This is a genomic window from Novosphingobium mangrovi (genome assembly GCF_022818885.1).
In the GTDB taxonomy this organism is placed as follows: domain Bacteria; phylum Pseudomonadota; class Alphaproteobacteria; order Sphingomonadales; family Sphingomonadaceae; genus Novosphingobium; species Novosphingobium mangrovi.
Genome location: NZ_JALHAT010000044.1, coordinates 11,659 through 29,997 on the forward strand (window position 1 = coordinate 11,659; position 18,339 = coordinate 29,997).

Consider the following 18,339-nt stretch of genomic DNA (forward strand, 5'->3'; position numbering starts at 1 on the left):
GCCCTTGCGCGCACAGTTCTTGCCAAACCGCTCCGAAGTCCCCAATCGGGTGGGAATCATGCTTCCACAAGTCATCATCATCGGCCGACCCAACGTCGGCAAGTCCACGCTGTTCAACCGGCTCGTCGGCAAGCGCCTTGCGCTGGTCGACGATCAGCCGGGCGTGACGCGCGACCGTCGCTTCGGCGACGCGCACCTTCTCGGCCTCGATTTCACCATCGTGGATACCGCCGGGTGGGAGGACGACGAGGCCGAAACGCTGCCCGGGCGCATGCGCCAGCAGACCGAGGCCGCGCTCGCCACGGCGGACGTTGCGCTCTTCGTCATCGACGCGCGCGCGGGGCTGACCCCGCTCGACGAGGAAATCGCACAGTGGCTGCGCGCCTCGCCGGTGCCGGTCATCCTCCTGGCCAACAAGGCCGAAGGCCGCGCGGGCGAATCGGGTCTGCTCGAAGCCTATTCGCTGGGGCTGGGCGATCCGGTCGCGATCTCGGCGGAGCACGGCGAGGGCATGGGCGACCTCTTTGAAGGTCTGCTGCCCCATCTCGAGCCGCTCCAGCCGCCCGAAGAGGGCGAGCTGGAGGAAGAGGACGAGGAAGCGCTGCTGCGTGGCCCCCTCAAGCTGGCCATCGTCGGGCGTCCCAACGCGGGCAAGTCCACGCTCATCAACCGCTACCTCAAGGAAGATCGCCTGCTCACCGGCCCCGAGGCCGGGATCACGCGCGATTCGATCGCGATCGACTGGGTCTGGCACGATCCCAAGGCGGACGAGGACCGTGAGGTGCGCCTGATCGATACGGCGGGCATGCGCAAGAAGGCGCAGGTCACCGAGAAGCTGGAGCGCCTGGCCGTTCAGGACGCGCGCCACGCGATCGACTTTGCCGAAGTCGTCGTGCTCGTGCTCGATGCGACGCGCGGGCTTGAGCATCAGGATCTCAAGATCGCCTCGATGGTGCTCGAGGAAGGCCGCGCGCTGATGATCGCGATCAACAAGTGGGACGTGGCCGAGGACGCCAGTTCGCTGTTCAACGGCATCCGCGATGCGCTGAACGAAGGTTTGGCGCAGGTGCGCGGCGTGCCGCTGATGGCGATCTCGGGGCGGACCGGCAAGGGCCTCGACGATCTCATGGCGGCGGCCTTCTCGATCCGCGAGGCGTGGAGCCGGCGCGTGCCGACTTCGGCGCTCAACCGCTGGTTCGACGATGCGCTGTCGGCCAACCCGCCGCCCGCACCCGGCGGCAAGCGCATCAAGCTGCGCTACATCACGCAGGCCAAGACCCGCCCGCCGGGCTTCGTCCTGTTCGGGACCCGTCTCGACATGCTGCCCGAAAGCTACAAGCGCTATCTCATCAACGGGATCCGGCGCGAGCTGGGCTTCGAGGCGGTGCCGATCCGCCTCAACCTGCGCAGTCCGAAGAACCCCTTCGCGACCAAGAAGTAGGGCCGCAGGGTCTCACACGAAAAAGCCCCCCGGAAGCTGCGCTTCCGGGGGGCTTTTTCGTGTGCCGGGGCCGCCGTTCAGCCCGGGTGGGCCTCGGCCTCGCGGCGGGCTGCGTCGGCTTCCTCCTCGCTGAGCGCGGTGTCGAGCGGGCGGCGCGCTTCCTCACGCTGTTCGCGCACGATGTTCCACATCGCGATGAACAGAGCCGCGATGACAGGGCCGACGATGAAGCCGTTGAGGCCGAAGAGCTGGAGCCCCGAGAGCGTCGCGATCAGCACCACGAAGTCGGGCAGACGCGTGTCGCGCCCGACCAGGACCGGGCGCAGGACATTGTCGATCATGCCGATGATGAACATGCCCGCCAGGATCAGCACCACGCCCTGCCAGACAGCGCCGGTGGCAAGGAGATAGATCGCGACCGGCACCCACACGAGTCCGGTGCCCACGGCCGGAAGCAGCGAGAGAAAGCCCATCAGCACGCCCCACAGGAGCGCCCCCTCGATCCCCAGCAGGGAAAAGATGATCCCGCCGACAAGCCCTTGCAGGACCGCGACGACCACGGTGCCCTTCATCGTCGCGCGCACGACGACGGTGAAGTGGGCAAAGAGCGAGTCGCGCATCTTGGGGCGCAGCGGCATCGCGCCGCGCACGAGTTCGGTGTAGCGCTGCCCGTCGCGCAGCAGGAAGAAGGTGAGGTAGAGCATGACGCCCAGCGCCGCGAGGAAGCTCAAGGCTCCTTGGCCCAGCACCAGCGCCTGCGAAGCGACGGTCTGAAGGCCGCTGGTCACGCTTGATCCGAACATGCGGCGCAGCGTGTTGAAATCGGTCAGGCCGTACTGGCGGATGAACTGCAGGACGCTGTCGGGCAGTGCCCCCTCGATCTGCTGGAGCATGCCCGGGATCGAGATGTCGCCCGCCTTGATCTTCGCGTAGAGCGCGGAGGCCTCGTTCACGAGGCTGATGCCAAGCACGATGGTGGGCAGGATGACCAGCGCCAGCAGCAGGATCAGGACCAGGGCTGCGGCCAGGTTCTTGCGCCCGCCAAGTATGCTTGCGAGCTTGCGCGTCATGGGCTCGAACATGATCGCGGCGACCACGCCCCACAAGACGGCGCCGAAGAAGGGCGCGACAAGATAGGCAAAGGCGAAAGTTACCAGGACGAGGAGGGCGACGTAGCCGCCATCCTCGACTTCGAAGGCGGGCTTCTTCAACTGGGGCATCGGATTTGTGTGCTCATTCATGAAAGTGCCGGCCTTTCTATCATGGCCGTGCGAAAGTCATAGCGAGGGTGGATTTTTTCACGGCGAGGCGCAAGACTTGGCGCGTCTGAAGTATGGGGAGAAAGACCGTGGTCGCAAAGCGTTGGATGTTGCTCGTGGCAAGCGCCCTGGTCATGGGTGTGCCGGGCGCGCAAGGTGCGCTTGCGCAGGAGGCTCCTGCGACTGCTAGCGCCGTCCAGGCCGGGCCCGAACGTGGCTTCGTGCCCAGCGACCTGTTTCGCCTCCAGGGCGTGACCGACCCGCAGATCTCGCTCGATGGCAAGCAGGTGGTCTACGTGCGCCAGGCCGCGGACATCATGACCGATCGCGCCGTGCCCTCGCTCTGGCTGGTCGACGTGGCGAGCGGAGCGCAGCGCCCGCTGGTGGCAGACAAGGGGGCGCACTTCGCGCCGCGCTGGTCGCCCGATGGCGCGCGTCTTGCCTATATCTCCACCGATGGGGAGGGCGCGCCGCAGCTGCATGTGCTCTGGATGGAAGGCGGCGCGGACGTCGCGGTGACGGGCCTTCCCGACAGTCCGGCAAGCCTCGCCTGGTCGCCCGATGGCGCGCAGATCGCCTATGCGACAAGGGTTCCGGGCGAGGGACTTTCGCTGGGCTCTGCGCCCTCGGGCAAGCCCGAAGGGGCGCAGTGGGCCGAGCCGCTGGAAGTCATCGACAAGGTTACCTACCGCAGCGATGGCGGGGGCTACGTCAAGCCGGGCACGGCGCACGTCTTCGTGGTCCCGGCAACCGGGGGCGCGCCGCGCCAGCTGACCTTCGGCAACTTTGCGGCTGAGGGCGGACTTGCCTGGAGCGGGGATGGCACGCGCATCTTCTTTACCGGCAACCGCAAGGCCGACTGGGACGTGAAGCCCTCCGACCGCGAGATCTACGCGGTTGATGTGGCGAGCGGCGTCGTGAGTGCGATGACCAGCCGGTTCGGTCCCGATGCGGGGCCCCTGGTCTCGCCCGATGGCCAGCGCATCGCCTACTTCGGCTTCGACGACGCGCTCCACTCCTACACCAACACCGAGCTTTACGTGATGAACGCCGATGGGAGCGCCAAGCGCTCGCTGACGGCCACCCATGACCTCAGCATCGACGATGCGATCTGGGTGGGCAATTCGACGCTCTACGTGCTGTATGACGAGAAGGGCGTGCGCAAGGTCGGCAAGCTGGGCCTCGATGGCTCGCTCAAGGTGCTGGTCGAAGGGCTGACGCAGGGTGGGCATTTTGACCGGCCCTACACGGGCGGCAGCTTCTCGGTCTCGAAAGGCGGGCGCATCGCCTATACCGCGAATGGCACTGACCGCCCGGCCGACCTGTGGGTCAGCGACGGGGGCGCGAAGGGCAAGCGTCTCACTGACCTCAACGGTTCGTGGATCGACCACAAGGCGATGGCGCCGGTGCGCAAGCTGGCCGTGACCGCGCCCGATGGACGCCCCGTCGATGCCTGGCTGGTGACGCCGCCGGGCCTCCAGCCGGGCGAAAAGGCGCCGCTGATCCTGGAGATCCACGGTGGTCCGATGGCGGCCTACAGCGGGACTTTCTCGACCGACGACCAGCTTTACGCGGCGCACGGTTATGCGGTCCTTTACACCAACCCGCGCGGCTCGACGTCTTACGGCGAGGAGTTCGCCCGGCTGATCGACCGCAACTACCCGGGGCCTGACTACGATGACCTGATGGCCGCGGTCGACGCCGCGATTGCAGACGGCGTGGCCGATCCGGACAACCTTTTCGTCACGGGCGGCTCGGGCGGGGGCGTGCTGACCGCCTGGATCGTGGGCAAGACCGACCGCTTCAAGGCCGCCGCCTCGCAGAAGCCGGTGATCGACTGGGGCAGCTTTACGCTCACCTCCGACGGCGCGCCGGTCTACCACGACCATTGGTTCGACAAACCGGTCTGGGAAGAGCCGATGGTCTACTGGAAGCGCTCACCGCTCAGCCTGGTGGGCAATGTGACGACGCCCACGCTCGTGGTGGTGGGGGCCGAAGACTACCGCACCCCGGTCAGCGAATCGGAGCAGTATTATACTGCGCTCAAGATCCGGGGCGTGCCGACCGCGCTGGTGAAGGTGCCCGGCGCGAGCCATGGCGGCATCGCGGCGCGGCCCTCGCAGTCGGCGGCAAAGGCCTCGGCCATTCTCGACTGGTTCGATCGCTACCGCACCGATACCGCTGCGGCACAAACGCCTACGCCGGGCGCTGAGTAGCGGCGAGTTCGGCGCCCAGGGTGCGGACGAGATCGGCCGCGCCCATCGGGCGCAGGCGCGGCGCGCCGGTGCCCGCCCACTGCGCGCCGTAGCCGGTCTCGCCAGCGGCCTTGGCGGCGGCGTTGAGCGCCTTTCCGGCATCGTAGGCGCGCGGGTAGGCGGGCACGTCGGGCAGGCCGGGAGTGTCCGCCAGAGCGGTGAAGTCATTGGCGAGGCAGCGCGCGGGCCGGCCCGAGATGAGGCGGGTCATCACTGTGTGATACGCCGCATCGGCGGCAAGGCGCGCGCGGTAGGCCCCGTCGCTGGCGCTTTCCGGGCAGGCGAGGAAGGCGGTGCCCATCTGGACGGCGGCGGCTCCGGCCTCGAGCGCGTCGGCGATGCCGCGCCCGTCCATGATGCCGCCCGCCGCGATGACGGGGAGCTTGCCCCAGGCGACGAGGTCGGCAAGCAGCTGCGCGGTGGAGAGCTGCGCGTCCTGTGCCTCGGGATCGAAGACGCCGCGATGGCCGCCCGCTTCCCACCCTTGCGCGATCACCATGTCGATCCCGGCCCGGCGCGCGGCTTCGGCCTCGGCGCGCGAGGTGACGCTGGCAAGCAGCCCTGAGCCTGCGGCCTTGAGCGCGGCGATGGCGGGGGCTTCGGGCAGGCCGAAGTGGAAGCTGACGACGCGCGGGGCGGCGGCGAGAACCACGCCGAGCATGGCCGCGTTGCCGGTGAAGCTGTCGTAGATGGTGGAGAGCGCTGCGGGCGGCGCGACGCCGAAGGCGGCGAAGCGCGGGCGCAGGGCGTCAAGCCAGGCAGCCTCGCGGGCAAGGTCGACGGCGGCAGGCGCGTGGGCGAAGAGGTTGACGTTGAAGGGCCGGTCGGTGCGGCTGGCAAGGTCCGCCAGCGCGGCGGCAGCTCCAGCGGGATCGAGATGACCGATGGCGAGCGAGCCGAGCGCACCGGCGCGGCAGACTTGCGCGGCAAGGGCGGGCGTCGAGGTGCCCGCCATCGGGGCCTGGATCAGCGGAAGGGCCAGATCCAGGCGTTCGCAGAAGTCCGTCATCGCGCGCGGTGCGTCCGGCTCGTGTCGGCTCAGGCCTCGGCGGCCTCGCTCTGGAGCTGGCAGTAGTTCTGCAGGCCCATGCGCGCGATCATGTCGAACTGCTTTTCGAGGTAGTCGACGTGCTCTTCCTCGCTCTCGAGGATGCGCTCGAAGATCTCGCGGCTGACGTAGTCGCGCACGGCTTCGCAGTGGGCGATGGCTTCCTTGAGGAGCGGGATCGCGTCATGCTCGAGCGCAAGGTCGCACTTGAGGATGTCTTCGACGTCCTCGCCGACGCGCAGCTTGCCGAGCGCCTGAAAGTTGGGGAGGCCATCGAGGAAGAGGATGCGGTCCGCCAGGATGTCGGCGTGCTTCATCTCGTCGATGGATTCGTGGCGCTCGTAATCGGCGAGCTTCTTGATCCCCCAGTTGTCGAGCATGCGGTAGTGCAGCCAGTACTGGTTGATCGCGGTAAGTTCGTTGAACAAGGCCTTGTTCAGGTAGTCGATGACCTGTGCGTCGCCCTTCATGGCGCATCTCCTGCTGGGAATTTGCGCGCGAGTATGATCGCCCAGACGCACATGGGCAAGGCAAGGCAATCGATTTTTACCCGCCTGTCCCGAGATGCGGGCAGGCTTTTTGCCAGTCTCTCAGCCGAATAGGAGAGACTTCAGGCCGCCGCGGGGTAGCTGGCGGCTTCCACTTCCTCGGCGATGATCTCTTCGGCCTCGTCGAGGCATTGTCCGCATTGGGGTTTGCGGCCCATGGCGGCGTAGACGGCTTCGGCATCGCCGTTCATACGCCGGGCGGCGCAGCGCAGGTCCTTCTCGCGGATGGCATTACAGATACATACGTACATGAGCGAATCCTCGTTGAGGACCACTATACGCATGTGAGAATGGATCGCAATAGTATTGCTAACGATTCTTAGAAGCCGTTATGGAGCCAGCGTTTTTCGACGAGCGAACGCCACAGCCACTCCAGCGGACCGCGCCGGAATCCCGTGAGAAACGGTGCGCTCACCCCCAGCATGAGCGCCCAGCCCAGGAGCACGAAGGGCACCTGCGCGGCGGGTCCGAAATGCGCAAAGAGGCCTAGCCCCCACCCGTAGAAGATCGCGGTCATGACGAGGCTGGTGGCGATATAGTTGCTGAAGGCCATGCGCCCCGTCGCGATCAGGCGTTGCCCCAGGCGGGTGGGCGCAAGGCGGGGCGTGGCATGGACCAGAAGCGATGCGTAGCCCATCGCGGTGAGGAGGTGGGGGAGCGCGAGGCCCCAGGAGAGGGCTGCCTCCATCGCGACCGGCGGGAAGTCATGGGAAAGGGCCCAGGCCGTGAACGTGGCGCTGAAGGCGAGGCCGCTCAGGCCGCAGGCAAGGCCTGCGTAGAACCGCAGTTTGACCGCCTTTGCCGGATCGAAGAAGCCGCTGCGCACCAGCACCATGCCCAGCAGCATGAGCGGGAGCGTCTCGGAAAAGATGTTCCAGGTCATGCTGACCTGCCAGAACGGGCGCTCGCGCAGTTTGGTCAAGGCAAGCTCGAGGTAGGTGTAACGCGCCTCGGTGAGATCCTCGGTGATCCCGGCGCGCACCGCCTCGAACCAGGCGGCGACGCTTTTGGCCTGCGCTGTGCTGGCGTGGCCCTCGCGAAGGGCCGTCTCGGCCCGCACGATCGGGGCCAGCTCGAACAGGCCCCACAGGTGCCATCCATAGAAGAGCGCGAGCGCCACGATTACCAGGGTGTGCGGGGGCAGGGGGCGCAGCATCAGGGCGGCGAGGCCACACAGCGCGTAGACGAAGAGGATATCGCCCCACCACAAGAGGACATAGTGGAGGAAGCCGAAGCCCAGCAGCCAGGCGAGGCGTCGCACCTGAAGGACATCGCCGTCCGCCCCGCGTCGCTCTGCGCTCTGCCAGAACAGCATCACGCCTGCGCCGAAAAGCAGCGAGAAGAGCGCGCGCATCTTGCCCTCGAACAGGACGAGCGAGACCGCGAAGGCGGCGTTGTCCCAGGAAGAGGTGACGAGGGTATGGGAGCGGGTCAGCGCCGGGCTGATCGTGCCCGCAAGAGGGCCTGCAAAGCCGGTGATGTTGATGGTAAGGATGCCCAGCACCGCGACGCCGCGCAGCAGGTCGAGCGAGAGGAGCCGCGCTTGGGCGGTCACCTCCTCGGGTGAGGAGGTGCTGGGGCGGGCGGTGTCCGCGATGGGGTCAGTTCCGGGTCACGAGGCAGTCGTACCCGCCCGCTTTCAGTTTCGCGCAGGCCGAGCTTGCCGCGCTGCGCGAGGGATAGCCACTGGCGAAGAGTACGGTCAGACGTCCGGCTGGTTCGGTGCGCCGGGCGGTACCCTGGATCTCGGGGCGGGTGCGGACCTTGCTCCACAGCTTCTGGGCATTGCCCTCGACCCCGAAGGCGCCAAGTTGCAGCTCCCAGGGACCGGTCACGTGCGGTGCGGCTGGTTCTTCGGCAGGCGGCGTGGCCCCGTTGGCCGGTCGGCGCGTGGCCGGAGGTGCCTTGGCGATAGGTGCGGAAGCGGAGCTGCCTGATCCGAACGCGACGCTGGGGGCTGGCCATGCGTTGGTTGCAGGTGCCGGGGTCGTGCTTCTGGCGGCCGGGCGCGCGTAATCGGCGCCCGCTTCGGCAGCGCTTGCGCCGCGGGCGCGTGTTGCGGCTTGGGCGAGGGGATCGGCTCCGCGTGCGGCGGTTCTCGCTCCGGGAGCGGTCTCCTGCGAAGGGCCTGCAAGTTCGATCGTGGCGGCCTGTCGCGTGCGCTCGGCCCGGCTTTCCTGCGCGAGCTGGCCCGCGCGCGCGATGCCTTGCTGGCGCTGTTCGAGCGGAATGTAGCCGTCCATCTGCGCGAGGGCCTTGCTGGCCTGGGGGAGCCCGTCCTGGCGGGCCAGTGTCAGCAGGGCATAGGCCTCGACCCAGTCCTTGGGCACGAAGTCGCCGTTGAAGTGGGCAATGCCAAGGACGTACTGCGCACGCGGATCGCCGCGCTTCGCGGAAGCCTTGATGTAGGGCAGGGCCGCCTCGCGTTCGCCTTCCTGGAAAAGCAGCAGGCCGTAAGTGTCGGCGGCCTGGACGTGGCCGAGCGCGGCGGCACGGCCATAGAGACGGCGCGCCTGGTCAAGGTCCTCGGGGACGCCGCGTCCCAGCTTGTAGGCCTGGGCGAGGTTGAACAATGCGTCGGGATCGTCCTTCGCGGCAAGGGGCTGCCACAAGGCGACGGCCTCGGCGTAGTTTCCGGCCGACCAGGCATCGACGCCCGCCTTGACGTCTGCGCGGGCCGCATCGCCTGTATCCGGCGCCGCGTTTGCGTCCGGGCTCGCGGTGAGCAACGCCAATGCGGCGAATCCTCCCGCGAGCGCACGACGAAGCGGCAAGGTGGGGCGGCGACGGTGGATCAAGGCAGGTCCCTTCGCGAATCTCATGGCGCAAGCATAGGAGGGCGCGCGACTTTTGTCCTCGCCTGCGGAGTCGCAGGTGCTTGCCAGTAATCTGCAGGGGCCCGGTAAAGGTCGGGTTAGGGAAAAAGTCCCCGGCAAAAGCCGCGAAAATGCCCGGCTGCACAGGTCGGGTGTGCAAAATTTACGCTGATTAACGGTAAATTAGGAACGGTCTGCGATTCCAGTTCCCGACATTCTTCAGACCCCGCTTTGGGGTTTTCGTGGGGGACCGACTTTGCGAGTACTGGCACTGGCTTCACAGAAGGGCGGATCGGGCAAGACGACTCTGTCCGGTCACCTTGCCGTTCAGGCGCAGCGTGCCGGCGCAGGACCGGTCGTTCTTATCGACATCGACCCGCAGGGCTCGCTGGCCGACTGGTGGAACGAGCGCGAGGCCGAACTGCCCGCTTTTGCGCAGACCACCGTCGCGCGCCTTGCCAACGACCTTCAGGTGCTTCGCCAGCAGGGTTTCAAGCTCGCGGTGATCGACACCCCGCCGGCCATCACCATGGCGATCCAGAGCGTCATCTCGGTGGCCGAGCTGATTGTCGTCCCGACCCGCCCGAGCCCGCACGACCTGCGCGCCGTGGGTGCAACAGTGGATCTGTGCGAACGCGCGGGCAAGCCGCTGATGTTCGTGGTCAACGCGGCGACCCCCAAGGCGCGCATCACCGCCGAAGCCGCGGTCGCGCTTTCGCAGCACGGCACAGTGGCCCCGGTCACGCTGCACCAGCGCACCGACTTCGCGGCCTCGATGATCGACGGGCGCACGGTCATGGAAGTGGATCCCAACGGACGCTCCTCGCAGGAAGTGGGCGCGCTGTGGAACTACATCGCCGACCGCCTGGAAAAGAACTTCCGCCGCACCGTCTTCGCCGCGCCCGGCCAGAGCGCTCCGGCGCAGGGCATGGCCCGTCCGGTCGGTGGCTTCGGTCGCCGCGTCGCGGGCTCGTAAGAGCGCCCGCACCCGCGACCTATCGACGAGGAGCTGCCGGATGTCCCGAGTGAACCTTACCCCGCGCCAGGCTGGACTTGCCGTCTGTTCCGCGCTTGCCGCGTCCTTGCTGGGCGGCTTCGTCAGCCACGCCGCGCTTGCGCGCAGCGAGGCGGAAACCGTGTCGAGCGAGGCTTACGCCGCAGAGGTCTCCAAGGACATTCTCAAGGCCGAGAAGCGGGTGGCACGCTCGTTCGAATCGGCCTCGCGCCGCAGCGACCTTGCGCACACCTATCTGGCCGCCGGGCGCTTCCAGTCGGCCGAGACGACCTTCCGGGACGCGCTCGCGCTGGGTGATGAGGACCCGCGCACCGCGCTTGGCCTCGTTCTTTCCAGCATTGGCGCGGGGCACAACGCCGACGCTTTGCGCGTTCTGGCGCAGTGGCGTGACCGCATCCCGGCCAGCGATCTTGGTCTGGCCGTCGCGCTGGCAGGGCGTCCGAGCCAGGGCGTTGCCATCCTCACCGATGTCGTGCGCGGCGGGGAGAACACCCCCAAGTCGCGCCAGAACCTTGCCTATTCCTATGCCCTGAGCGGCCAGTGGGCGCAGGCCCGCATCATCGCCTCGCAGGACGTTCCGGGCGACCAGCTCGATGCGCGACTGGGCGAATGGGCCCGCAGCGCGCGCGATGCCGACAGCGGCCTGCGGATCGCAGGGCTGCTGGGGACGCCGCTCGACGTGCGCGATCCCGGCCAGCCTGTGGCGCTCGCTCTCAACGGTCGATCCGACGGCGCGGCTCTCGCCAAGGCTGATGCCGTGCCGCAGTCGCTGGCAATGCAGGATGCCCCGGTCACGGCACAGGCCGAGCTTCCGGCTCTCGCAGCCGCCGCGACGATGGCTCCGACCTCGCGTACCCCGGCCAAGGCCGAAATCGAATCCATTCCGGCGCCCAAGCCGGAGGCGGTCCTCGCCGTCGCGCCCGAGACCGCCGGATCGGTCCGCTTCGTCTCGACACCTGTGGTCCAGCGCCTTCCCGAAGTGCGCATGGGCCGTTCGGCTCTGGCCAAGGCTCCGGCGAAGGCCGCGTCCCCGGTCCGTACCGCGTCGGCCGAAAAGGCGGCGGACGACGGCACGCATCTCGTTCAGCTTGGCTCGTTCCGCACGATGGAAGGCGCCGAGCGCGCCTGGGGCATCTTCGTGGCGCGCGATCCGCGTCTCAAGAACCACACCATGCGCATTACCGAGGCCGAAGTCGCCGGGCGCCGATATTTCCGCGTGGCCGCCGAAGGCTTCGATGGCCGCGCCGCGAAGTCGATGTGCGCGGCGGTGAAGAACCGCGGCGGTGGCTGCTTCGCCTACGCCGAGACGCGTCCGCTGCCCGGCGCGCTCCTTGCTCGCAATTCAAGCGCTGTGCGCCACGCGCGCCGCTGACCCGTTTCAACCAGTTCCATGTGAACCTGAAGGCCATCGTCCCCCCGGGGACGGTGGCCTCTTTTTTGGGGCGGCGAAGCGGGCCGAAATTTCAAGGGGCCATCGCCCCTTGACCCCGGAATCGGCGACCTCACCTTTCTGGGCCATCCTGGCGCGCGGAAGGTGAGGCAGGTAGTTCGGGGAGCCCGAGGGCGATGGCCCTCGGATCTATCTTTCTGTTTTCGTGCCTGTTCGGCCACGTGAAGAGGGGGGCTCAGGCCGCCTTGGTCTTGAGCGTCATGCCGCCCTTGAACAGCGCCAGCACGCGGCCCTGCACGGGCTGCTTGTCGAAGGGGGTGTTGCCCGCGGTCGCGGCCATCTTGTCCGAATCGACAATCCAGGGGCGATCAGGATCGATCACCGCGATGTCGGCCTCGGCGCCCACTTCGAGGCGTCCCGCAGGTACGCCCAGCAGCCTTGCCGGGGTCGCGGCGAGGAGATCGAAGGCGCGGGCCATGTCGATCACGCCGTCGCGCACCAGGTTCATGGTGAGCGGAAGCAGCGTTTCGGCTCCGGCGGTACCGGGTGCGGAATCGGCGAAGGGCAGGCGCTTGTCCTCCGAGCCGCGCGGGTCGTGGCCCGAGGCGATGACATCGATGGTGCCATCGCCGATGGCCGCGATCACGGCCTTGCGGTCCTCCTCGCAGCGCAGCGGCGGTGAGAGGTGGGCGAACGTGCGGAACTGCGCAACGGCAAGGTCCGAGAGCATGAAGTAGCCGGGCGACACCCCCGCGGTCACCTTGAGGCCGCGGGCCTTGGCCGCGCGCACGAGGTCGAGCCCGGCGCGCGTGGTCACGTTGCGGAAGTGGATAGCCGCGCCTGCCAGCTCGGCAAGGGCGACGTCGCGTGCGATGGCGATGGCTTCGGCTTCGGCCGGCGCGCTTGGCAGGCCCAGGCGTGTGGCGATCTCGCCCGCGGTCGCCACGGCCTTGCCGGTGATGCCAGCGTCCTCGGCGTGAGCGATCACGGTCATGCCCAGCATTGAGCAGTACTGCAGGAGACGCAGCATCGTGCCCGAATCGCCGATCCAGCGGCGTCCGGTCGCGACGGCTTTCGCACCGGCCTCGCGCATGAGCGCGATCTCGGCGAGCGATTCGCCCTTGAGCTCACGCGTCGCGCCGCCCAGCGGATGGACCCAGAAGTCCGGCTTTCCCGAGAGCGCGGCAAACCGCACGCGCGAGGGAATGTCGAGCGGGGTCGGCTGGTCGGGCATCAGCGCGGCGCGGGTGATGCCGCCGAAGTGGAAGGCGGGCTTGTCGATGGCAAAGACGCCGAGGTCGACAAGGCCGGGGGTGACGAGGCGCCCGCGCGCATCATGGACGGTGTCGCCCTCGCGCGCGGTGACGTGTGGGCCCATTTCGGTGATGAAGCCGCCCTCGGCGCGCAGGGTGCCCTCGGCAATGGTGCCGTCGGCGTGGAGGATGCGCCCGTTGCGGATCGTCAGCGGTGCGTGCTGGCTCATGCCCACCCCTCCATCTTGCGGCCCTTGCGGGTGAGCACTTCGAGGCAGGCCATGCGCATGGCGACGCCCATCTCGACCTGGGTGGTGATCTGCGAGCGGTCGATCATGTCGGCAACGTTGCTTTCGATCTCGATGCCCCGGTTCATGGGGCCGGGGTGCATGACCAGCGCGTCGGGCTCGGCCAGCTTGAGGCGCTCCTGCGAGAGGCCGTAGAGGTGGCGGTATTCGCGTGGCGATGGGATGAACTGGCCCTCCATGCGCTCCATCTGCAGGCGCAGCATCATGACCACGTCGGAACCTGCCAGCGCGGCGTCGAAGTCGTGGAAGACCTTGACGTTCATGCGCTCGATGTCGGCGGGCATGAGCGCGGGCGGAGCGCAGACGCGTACGTCCGCGCCCAGCGAGGTGAGGCACAGGATGTTCGAGCGCGCGACGCGGCTGTGCAGGATGTCGCCGCAGATCGTCACGCGAAGGCCATTGAAGGCGCGCTTGGCGTGGCGGATGGTGAGCGCATCGAGCAGGGCCTGCGTCGGGTGCTCGTGCTGCCCGTCGCCCGCGTTGAGGACCGGGCAGTCGACCTTGTCGGCGATGAGCTGCACCGCGCCCGAACTGGAGTGGCGGATGACGATGGCATCGGCGCGCATGGCGTTGAGCGTCATGGCCGTGTCGATGAGGGTCTCGCCCTTCTTCACACTGGAGGTGGCGACCGCCATGTTGACGACATCGGCGCCCAGGCGCTTGCCCGCGATCTCGAAGCTGAGCAGCGTGCGCGTCGAGTTCTCGAAGAAGGCGTTGATGATGGTCAGCCCGGACAGGACGTCGCGGCGCTTTTGCGCTCCCCGGTTGAGGTCGACCCATTGTTCCGCCTCGTCGAGGAGAAACCAGATCTCGTGGGGCGCAAGGCCGGCGATACCGACAAGGCCGTCGTGCGGGAACGCCGCGCGGCCTTCGGGATAGGTATATTCTGGAGCTGTCATCGAAGACAGGGCCTTAGGCCCGCTCCCGGTCCCACTCAAGCCCCATTCGCACGACGCTGGTCGGTGTGTGTCGGACACCGGGCGATGAGGCCCTTTCCCAGCTGCGGGCAGGGCGCTAGGTTCGGCCGATTTTATCCGGGAGTTCCAATGCAATTCGCCTCCAAGGTGTGGAAGCTGCTGGTCGGCATCAAGGACGCGCTCGTCCTCCTTTTGCTGATCGGCTTTTTTACGGTGCTGTTCGGCGCGCTGAGCCTGCGTCCGAGCCCGGCAAAGGTGGAGGGCGGCGCGCTGCTGCTCCAGCTCGACGGCGTCCTGGTCGAGGAGAAGAGCACACCCGATCCCTTCCAATTGCTGCTCGCGCGGCAGGCGCCGGTGGGCGAATACCCGGTGCGCGATGTCGTGCGCGCGCTGGAGAGCGCGGCGAAGGATGAACGGATCACTGCGGTCGTGCTTGACCTCTCGCGCTTTCTGGGCGGTGGGCAGGTCCACGAACGCGCGGTGGCCGCCGCCATCGACAAGGTGCGCGCGGCGAAGAAGCCGGTGCTCACCTTCGCCAACGCCTACGCCGATGACGGGGTGATGCTGGCCGCGCATGCCAGCGAGGTCTGGGTCGATCCGATGGGCGCGGCCTTCGTGTCGGGGCCGGGGGGCAACCACCTGTTCTACAAGAACCTGTTCGACCGCTTCGGGGTCAAGGCCCACGTCTACCGGGTGGGCACCTACAAGAGCGCGGTGGAGCCCTACCTTCGCGCGGACATGTCGGACGCGGCTAAGGCCAACTACGAAGACATCTACGCTGCGCTGTGGGAGGGCTGGAAGGCCGACCTCGCCAAGGCGCGCCCCAAGGCGAGCGTCGCGCAGATGACGCAGGACCCGGCGGCCTGGATTGCGGCGGGCAAGGGCGATCTGGCCGACGCCTCGAAGGCGGCCGGGCTTGTCGACCGCATCGGGGACAAGACCGAGTTCGAGCAGCGCGTGGCGAAGATCGTCGGCGAGGCGAAGGGCAAGGACAAGAGCGATCACTCGGCGCGCTATCGCCACACCGCGCTGGCGACCTGGCTCACCGCCAATCCCGCTCCCACCAAGGGGGAGACGATTGGCGTCATCACGGTGGCAGGCACCATCGTCGATGGCGATGCGGGGCCAGGAAGCGCCGGGGGCGATCGCATTGCGCGCCTGCTCGATGACAATCTCGACAAGGGTTTCAAGGCGCTGGTGGTGCGGGTCGATTCCCCGGGGGGCTCGGCCATGGCCTCCGAGCGCATCCGCCGGGCCATCCTGCGCTACCGCGAGAAGAAGATCCCGGTGGTCATCTCGATGGGCAACCTGGCCGCGAGCGGGGGATACTGGGTCTCGACAGCGGGCGAGAGGATCTTTGCCGAGCCCGACACGCTCACAGGCTCGATCGGGGTCTTCGCGGTCGTCACCAGCTTTGAAAAGACGCTGGCGGATCTGGGCATCACATCGGACGGGGTGAAGACCACGCCGTTGTCGGGTGAACCGGACATCCTGGGCGGGTTCTCACCTGAAGTGGACGCGCTTCTGCAAGGCTCGGTCGAATCGACCTATGCGAAGTTCCTCAGCGTTGCCGGCAAGGCGCGCGACATGTCGCCGCAAGCTGTCGACGCTGTGGGGCAGGGCCGGGTCTGGTCGGGGCGCGAGGCGATGGAACGCGGTCTTGTCGACGAGATGGGCGGCCTCGATGCCGCGCTGGCCTATGCTGCGAAGAAGGGCGGCGTGGGCAACAAGTCCTGGCACGCGCAGTACCTCGCCGAGCCTGCCGATCCCTTCGATTCGCTTCTGGCGCAGGTCCTTGCCCGTCCTTCGGGCGAGGAGGCGGCCATCTCGGACTACGCCGCGCTGGCCGCGCGGGCCCATACGCGGCGTCTGGAGCAGGCGGGCCGTGCACTCGAGGCGCTGGCCGGGACCAGCGGCATCCAGGCCTACTGCCTTGCCTGTACGGCCGTGGAAGCCCCGGTTTCCGGCGCGCCCGGGCACTCCCTGTCGGCCCGGTCAACTGGCTTTCGCGGCTGGCTGAGCCTCCTCATGGCCGCGTCGTAAACGGGCTTCTAAAGGCCCGGCAATTCCGCTGGCCCCGTATCGGGGGCGTCGGTGTCGGGCCCGGGGAAGGGGGCCTCGTCGGGTACAGGCGCAGGGCCCGGGTCGCTGGGCACGGGCGGGGTTTCGGGCGGTGTCTGGCCGGGCGTATCGTCGGGACGGGTTGCCATCGGGACCTCCTCGCGTTGGCCTCGCCAGACACGGCGAGGCTTGTCTCCTCGAAGTGGGGAGGGGGGATTTGGCCTGCAAGGCCCCCTGTTTCGGGACATGCGCTCCGGGCAATGCGACTCGCGGAGCTTGCCCTTTTGCCCGTGGCCTTATAAGGGCACGTCCCTTGAGTTTTAGGCTTCATCCGAATGCGGGCGTGGCGGAACTGGTAGACGCGCCAGATTTAGGTTCTGGTATCGCAAGATGTGGGGGTTCGAGTCCCTTCGCCCGCACCAGTCCGTCGCGCATGGCCGGATGTGGCATGCGAATCGGTCGCGCCCGGCATTTGGCCGTGCACGGCTCCACGGATTGCACAGGAAGGCATTGAGATGCAGATCGTCGAAACCACCAACGAGGGCCTGAAGCGCGCCTACACGGTGACCATCCCGGCCACCACCATCACCGACCGCATCGAGGGCGAGATCAAGAAGATCGCCCCGCAGGTCCGCATGCCCGGTTTCCGTCCCGGCAAGGTTCCCGCCAACCTCGTGCGCAAGATGCACGGCGACGCGATCCACCAGGACATGCTCAACAACGTCATCCGCGAAGCGATGGACAAGCTGGTTGCTGACAACGCGCTGCGTCCCGCGATGAACCCCGACGTCTCGCTCGGCGAAGGCTACGAGCAGGGCAAGGACGCGGAACTGAGCGTTGCGCTGGAAATCCTCCCCGAGATCGACACGCCCTCGATCGAAGGCCTCAAGCTTGAAAAGCTGACCGTCCCCGTCGCCGAGGACGCCGTCACCGAGCAGGTCGAGAAGATCGCCAGCCAGCAGCAGCGTTTCGAGACCAAGGAAGGTGAAGCCGAGGACGGCGACCAGGTCATCTGCGACTTCACCGGCAAGCTCGACGGCGAGCCCTTCGAGGGCGGCGCGGCCGAAAAGCAGCCGATCACGATCGGTTCGGGCATGCTGATCCCCGGCTTCGAAGAGCAGCTTGTGGGCATCAAGGCCGGTGACGAGCGCGTCATCACCGTGACCTTCCCCGAGGATTACCAGGCCGCGCACCTCGCCGGCAAGGAAACCACCTTCGACATCGTCGCCCACGAGATCAAGGCGCCGGTCGAGAGCACCGTCGACGACGAGTTCGCCAAGCAGCTCGGCCTCGAAAGCCTCGAGCAGCTCCAGGGCCTGATCAAGGGCCAGCTCGAGCAGGAGACCGCGGGTCTCACCCGTACCGCGATGAAGCGCCAGCTGCTTGACCAGCTTGCCGCCGGTCACGATTTCGACGTGCCGCCCTCGATGGTCGAAGCCGAGTTCAACCAGATCTGGCAGCAGCTCGTCCAGGAAGCCTCGAACGAGGAAGATCCCGAAGCCGCGCTCAAGGAGATCGAGGACGAGAAGGACGATTACCGCAAGATCGCCGAGCGCCGCGTGCGTCTTGGTCTGCTCCTGTCGGAAATCGGCCAGGCCAACGGCGTCGAAGTGAGCCAGCAGGAAATGTCGATGCTGGTCTCGCAGGCTGCCCAGCAGTACCGTCCCGAAGACCGCCAGCGCTTCATGGAATACGTCCAGCAGGACCCCATGATGGCCGCTCAGCTGCGCGCGCCGCTTTATGAGGACAAGGTCGTCGACTTCCTCATCGAGAAGTCGGAAGTGACCGAGCGTGAAGTGACCCGCGAGGAACTCCAGGCCGCGATCGAGGCCGAGGAAGGCGAAGCCGAGAAGGCCGAAGCCAAGCCCGCCAAGAAGGCCCCGGCCAAGAAGGCCGCTGCCAAGAAGGCCGACGACGCCGAAGCCGGTGACGAGCCGGCCGAGAAGAAGGCCCCGGCCAAGAAGGCTCCGGCCAAGAAGGCCGCTGCCAAGAAGACCGAGGACGGCGAAGCCAAGCCCGCCGCCAAGA

15 protein-coding genes and 1 tRNA gene are annotated in these 18,339 nt (G+C 67.6%); 7 read left to right on the top strand and 9 right to left on the bottom strand.

Annotated features, from left to right (window positions below):
• Positions 1-58: 58 nt before the first annotated feature.
• On the top strand, positions 59-1,441 hold the full coding sequence (gene der / locus MTR65_RS17770) for a ribosome biogenesis GTPase Der (protein ID WP_243802578.1): 1,383 nt from the start codon (positions 59-61) through the stop codon (positions 1,439-1,441).
• Positions 1,442-1,518: 77 nt separating this feature from the next.
• Here the strand turns inward: der and MTR65_RS17775 are convergent, their stop codons facing one another.
• A complete protein-coding gene (locus MTR65_RS17775; protein ID WP_243802580.1) occupies positions 1,519-2,682 on the bottom strand; it encodes an AI-2E family transporter in 1,164 nt (387 codons plus the stop codon).
• 125 nt (positions 2,683-2,807) lie between these two features.
• On the opposite strand from MTR65_RS17775, the gene MTR65_RS17780 reads away from it, so the two are divergent.
• Positions 2,808-4,916 carry a S9 family peptidase gene (locus MTR65_RS17780; protein ID WP_419145059.1) on the top strand — a complete coding sequence of 703 codons (2,109 nt, stop codon included), beginning with the start codon at positions 2,808-2,810 and terminating at the stop codon, positions 4,914-4,916.
• Here MTR65_RS17780 and MTR65_RS17785 read toward each other — a convergent pair.
• The 5 genes from MTR65_RS17785 to MTR65_RS17805 form a co-directional block, all read right to left on the bottom strand.
• A complete protein-coding gene (locus MTR65_RS17785; protein WP_243802582.1) occupies positions 4,897-5,964 on the bottom strand; it encodes an NAD(P)H-dependent flavin oxidoreductase in 1,068 nt (355 codons plus the stop codon). The genes MTR65_RS17780 and MTR65_RS17785 overlap by 20 nt on opposite strands.
• A 29-nt stretch (positions 5,965-5,993) precedes the next feature.
• Positions 5,994-6,473 carry a bacterioferritin gene (bfr, locus tag MTR65_RS17790; protein ID WP_148627741.1) on the bottom strand — a complete coding sequence of 160 codons (480 nt, stop codon included), beginning with the start codon at positions 6,471-6,473 and terminating at the stop codon, positions 5,994-5,996.
• A gap of 140 nt (positions 6,474-6,613) precedes the next feature.
• On the bottom strand, positions 6,614-6,802 hold the full coding sequence (locus MTR65_RS17795; RefSeq protein ID WP_039392418.1) for a (2Fe-2S)-binding protein: 189 nt from the start codon (positions 6,800-6,802) through the stop codon (positions 6,614-6,616).
• A 68-nt stretch (positions 6,803-6,870) separates the two neighbouring features.
• Positions 6,871-8,106, bottom strand: coding sequence for a DUF418 domain-containing protein (locus tag MTR65_RS17800; protein ID WP_243802584.1), 1,236 nt, complete (start codon positions 8,104-8,106; stop codon positions 6,871-6,873).
• 46 nt (positions 8,107-8,152) lie between these two features.
• Entirely contained in the window at positions 8,153-9,286 is a 1,134-nt protein-coding gene (locus MTR65_RS17805; RefSeq protein WP_243802586.1) for an SPOR domain-containing protein, read from the bottom strand.
• Between the two features lie 337 nt (positions 9,287-9,623).
• Here MTR65_RS17805 and MTR65_RS17810 point away from each other — a divergent pair, with 337 nt between their 5' ends.
• Complete coding sequence (locus MTR65_RS17810) at positions 9,624-10,343, top strand: ParA family protein (RefSeq protein ID WP_039391344.1); 720 nt, start codon at positions 9,624-9,626, stop codon at positions 10,341-10,343.
• 40 nt (positions 10,344-10,383) lie between these two features.
• On the top strand, positions 10,384-11,754 hold the full coding sequence (locus MTR65_RS17815) for a tetratricopeptide repeat protein (RefSeq protein WP_243802589.1): 1,371 nt from the start codon (positions 10,384-10,386) through the stop codon (positions 11,752-11,754).
• A gap of 253 nt (positions 11,755-12,007) precedes the next feature.
• Here the strand turns inward: MTR65_RS17815 and MTR65_RS17820 are convergent, their stop codons facing one another.
• Positions 12,008-13,255: a dihydroorotase gene (locus MTR65_RS17820; RefSeq protein ID WP_243802591.1), complete on the bottom strand. Its 1,248-nt coding sequence runs from the start codon at positions 13,253-13,255 to the stop codon at positions 12,008-12,010.
• Positions 13,252-14,232, bottom strand: coding sequence for an aspartate carbamoyltransferase catalytic subunit (locus tag MTR65_RS17825; protein WP_243802593.1), 981 nt, complete (start codon positions 14,230-14,232; stop codon positions 13,252-13,254). Before MTR65_RS17825 ends, MTR65_RS17820 begins: the two co-directional genes overlap by 4 nt.
• Positions 14,233-14,379: 147 nt before the next feature.
• Between MTR65_RS17825 and sppA the strand changes: the two genes are divergently transcribed.
• Positions 14,380-16,293, top strand: coding sequence for a signal peptide peptidase SppA (sppA, locus tag MTR65_RS17830; RefSeq protein ID WP_243802595.1), 1,914 nt, complete (start codon positions 14,380-14,382; stop codon positions 16,291-16,293).
• Between the two features lie 8 nt (positions 16,294-16,301).
• Here the strand turns inward: sppA and MTR65_RS17835 are convergent, their stop codons facing one another.
• Positions 16,302-16,460 (bottom strand): hypothetical protein, encoded by a 159-nt coding sequence (locus MTR65_RS17835; RefSeq protein WP_199904381.1) that lies wholly within the window; start codon positions 16,458-16,460, stop codon positions 16,302-16,304.
• A 188-nt stretch (positions 16,461-16,648) separates the two neighbouring features.
• Between MTR65_RS17835 and MTR65_RS17840 the strand changes: the two genes are divergently transcribed.
• Both MTR65_RS17840 and tig read left to right on the top strand, forming a co-directional pair.
• Positions 16,649-16,733, top strand: a tRNA-Leu gene (locus tag MTR65_RS17840).
• A 93-nt stretch (positions 16,734-16,826) separates the two neighbouring features.
• On the top strand, positions 16,827-18,339 hold a 1,513-nt coding region (gene tig, locus MTR65_RS17845), incomplete at its 3' end, for a trigger factor (RefSeq protein WP_243802597.1).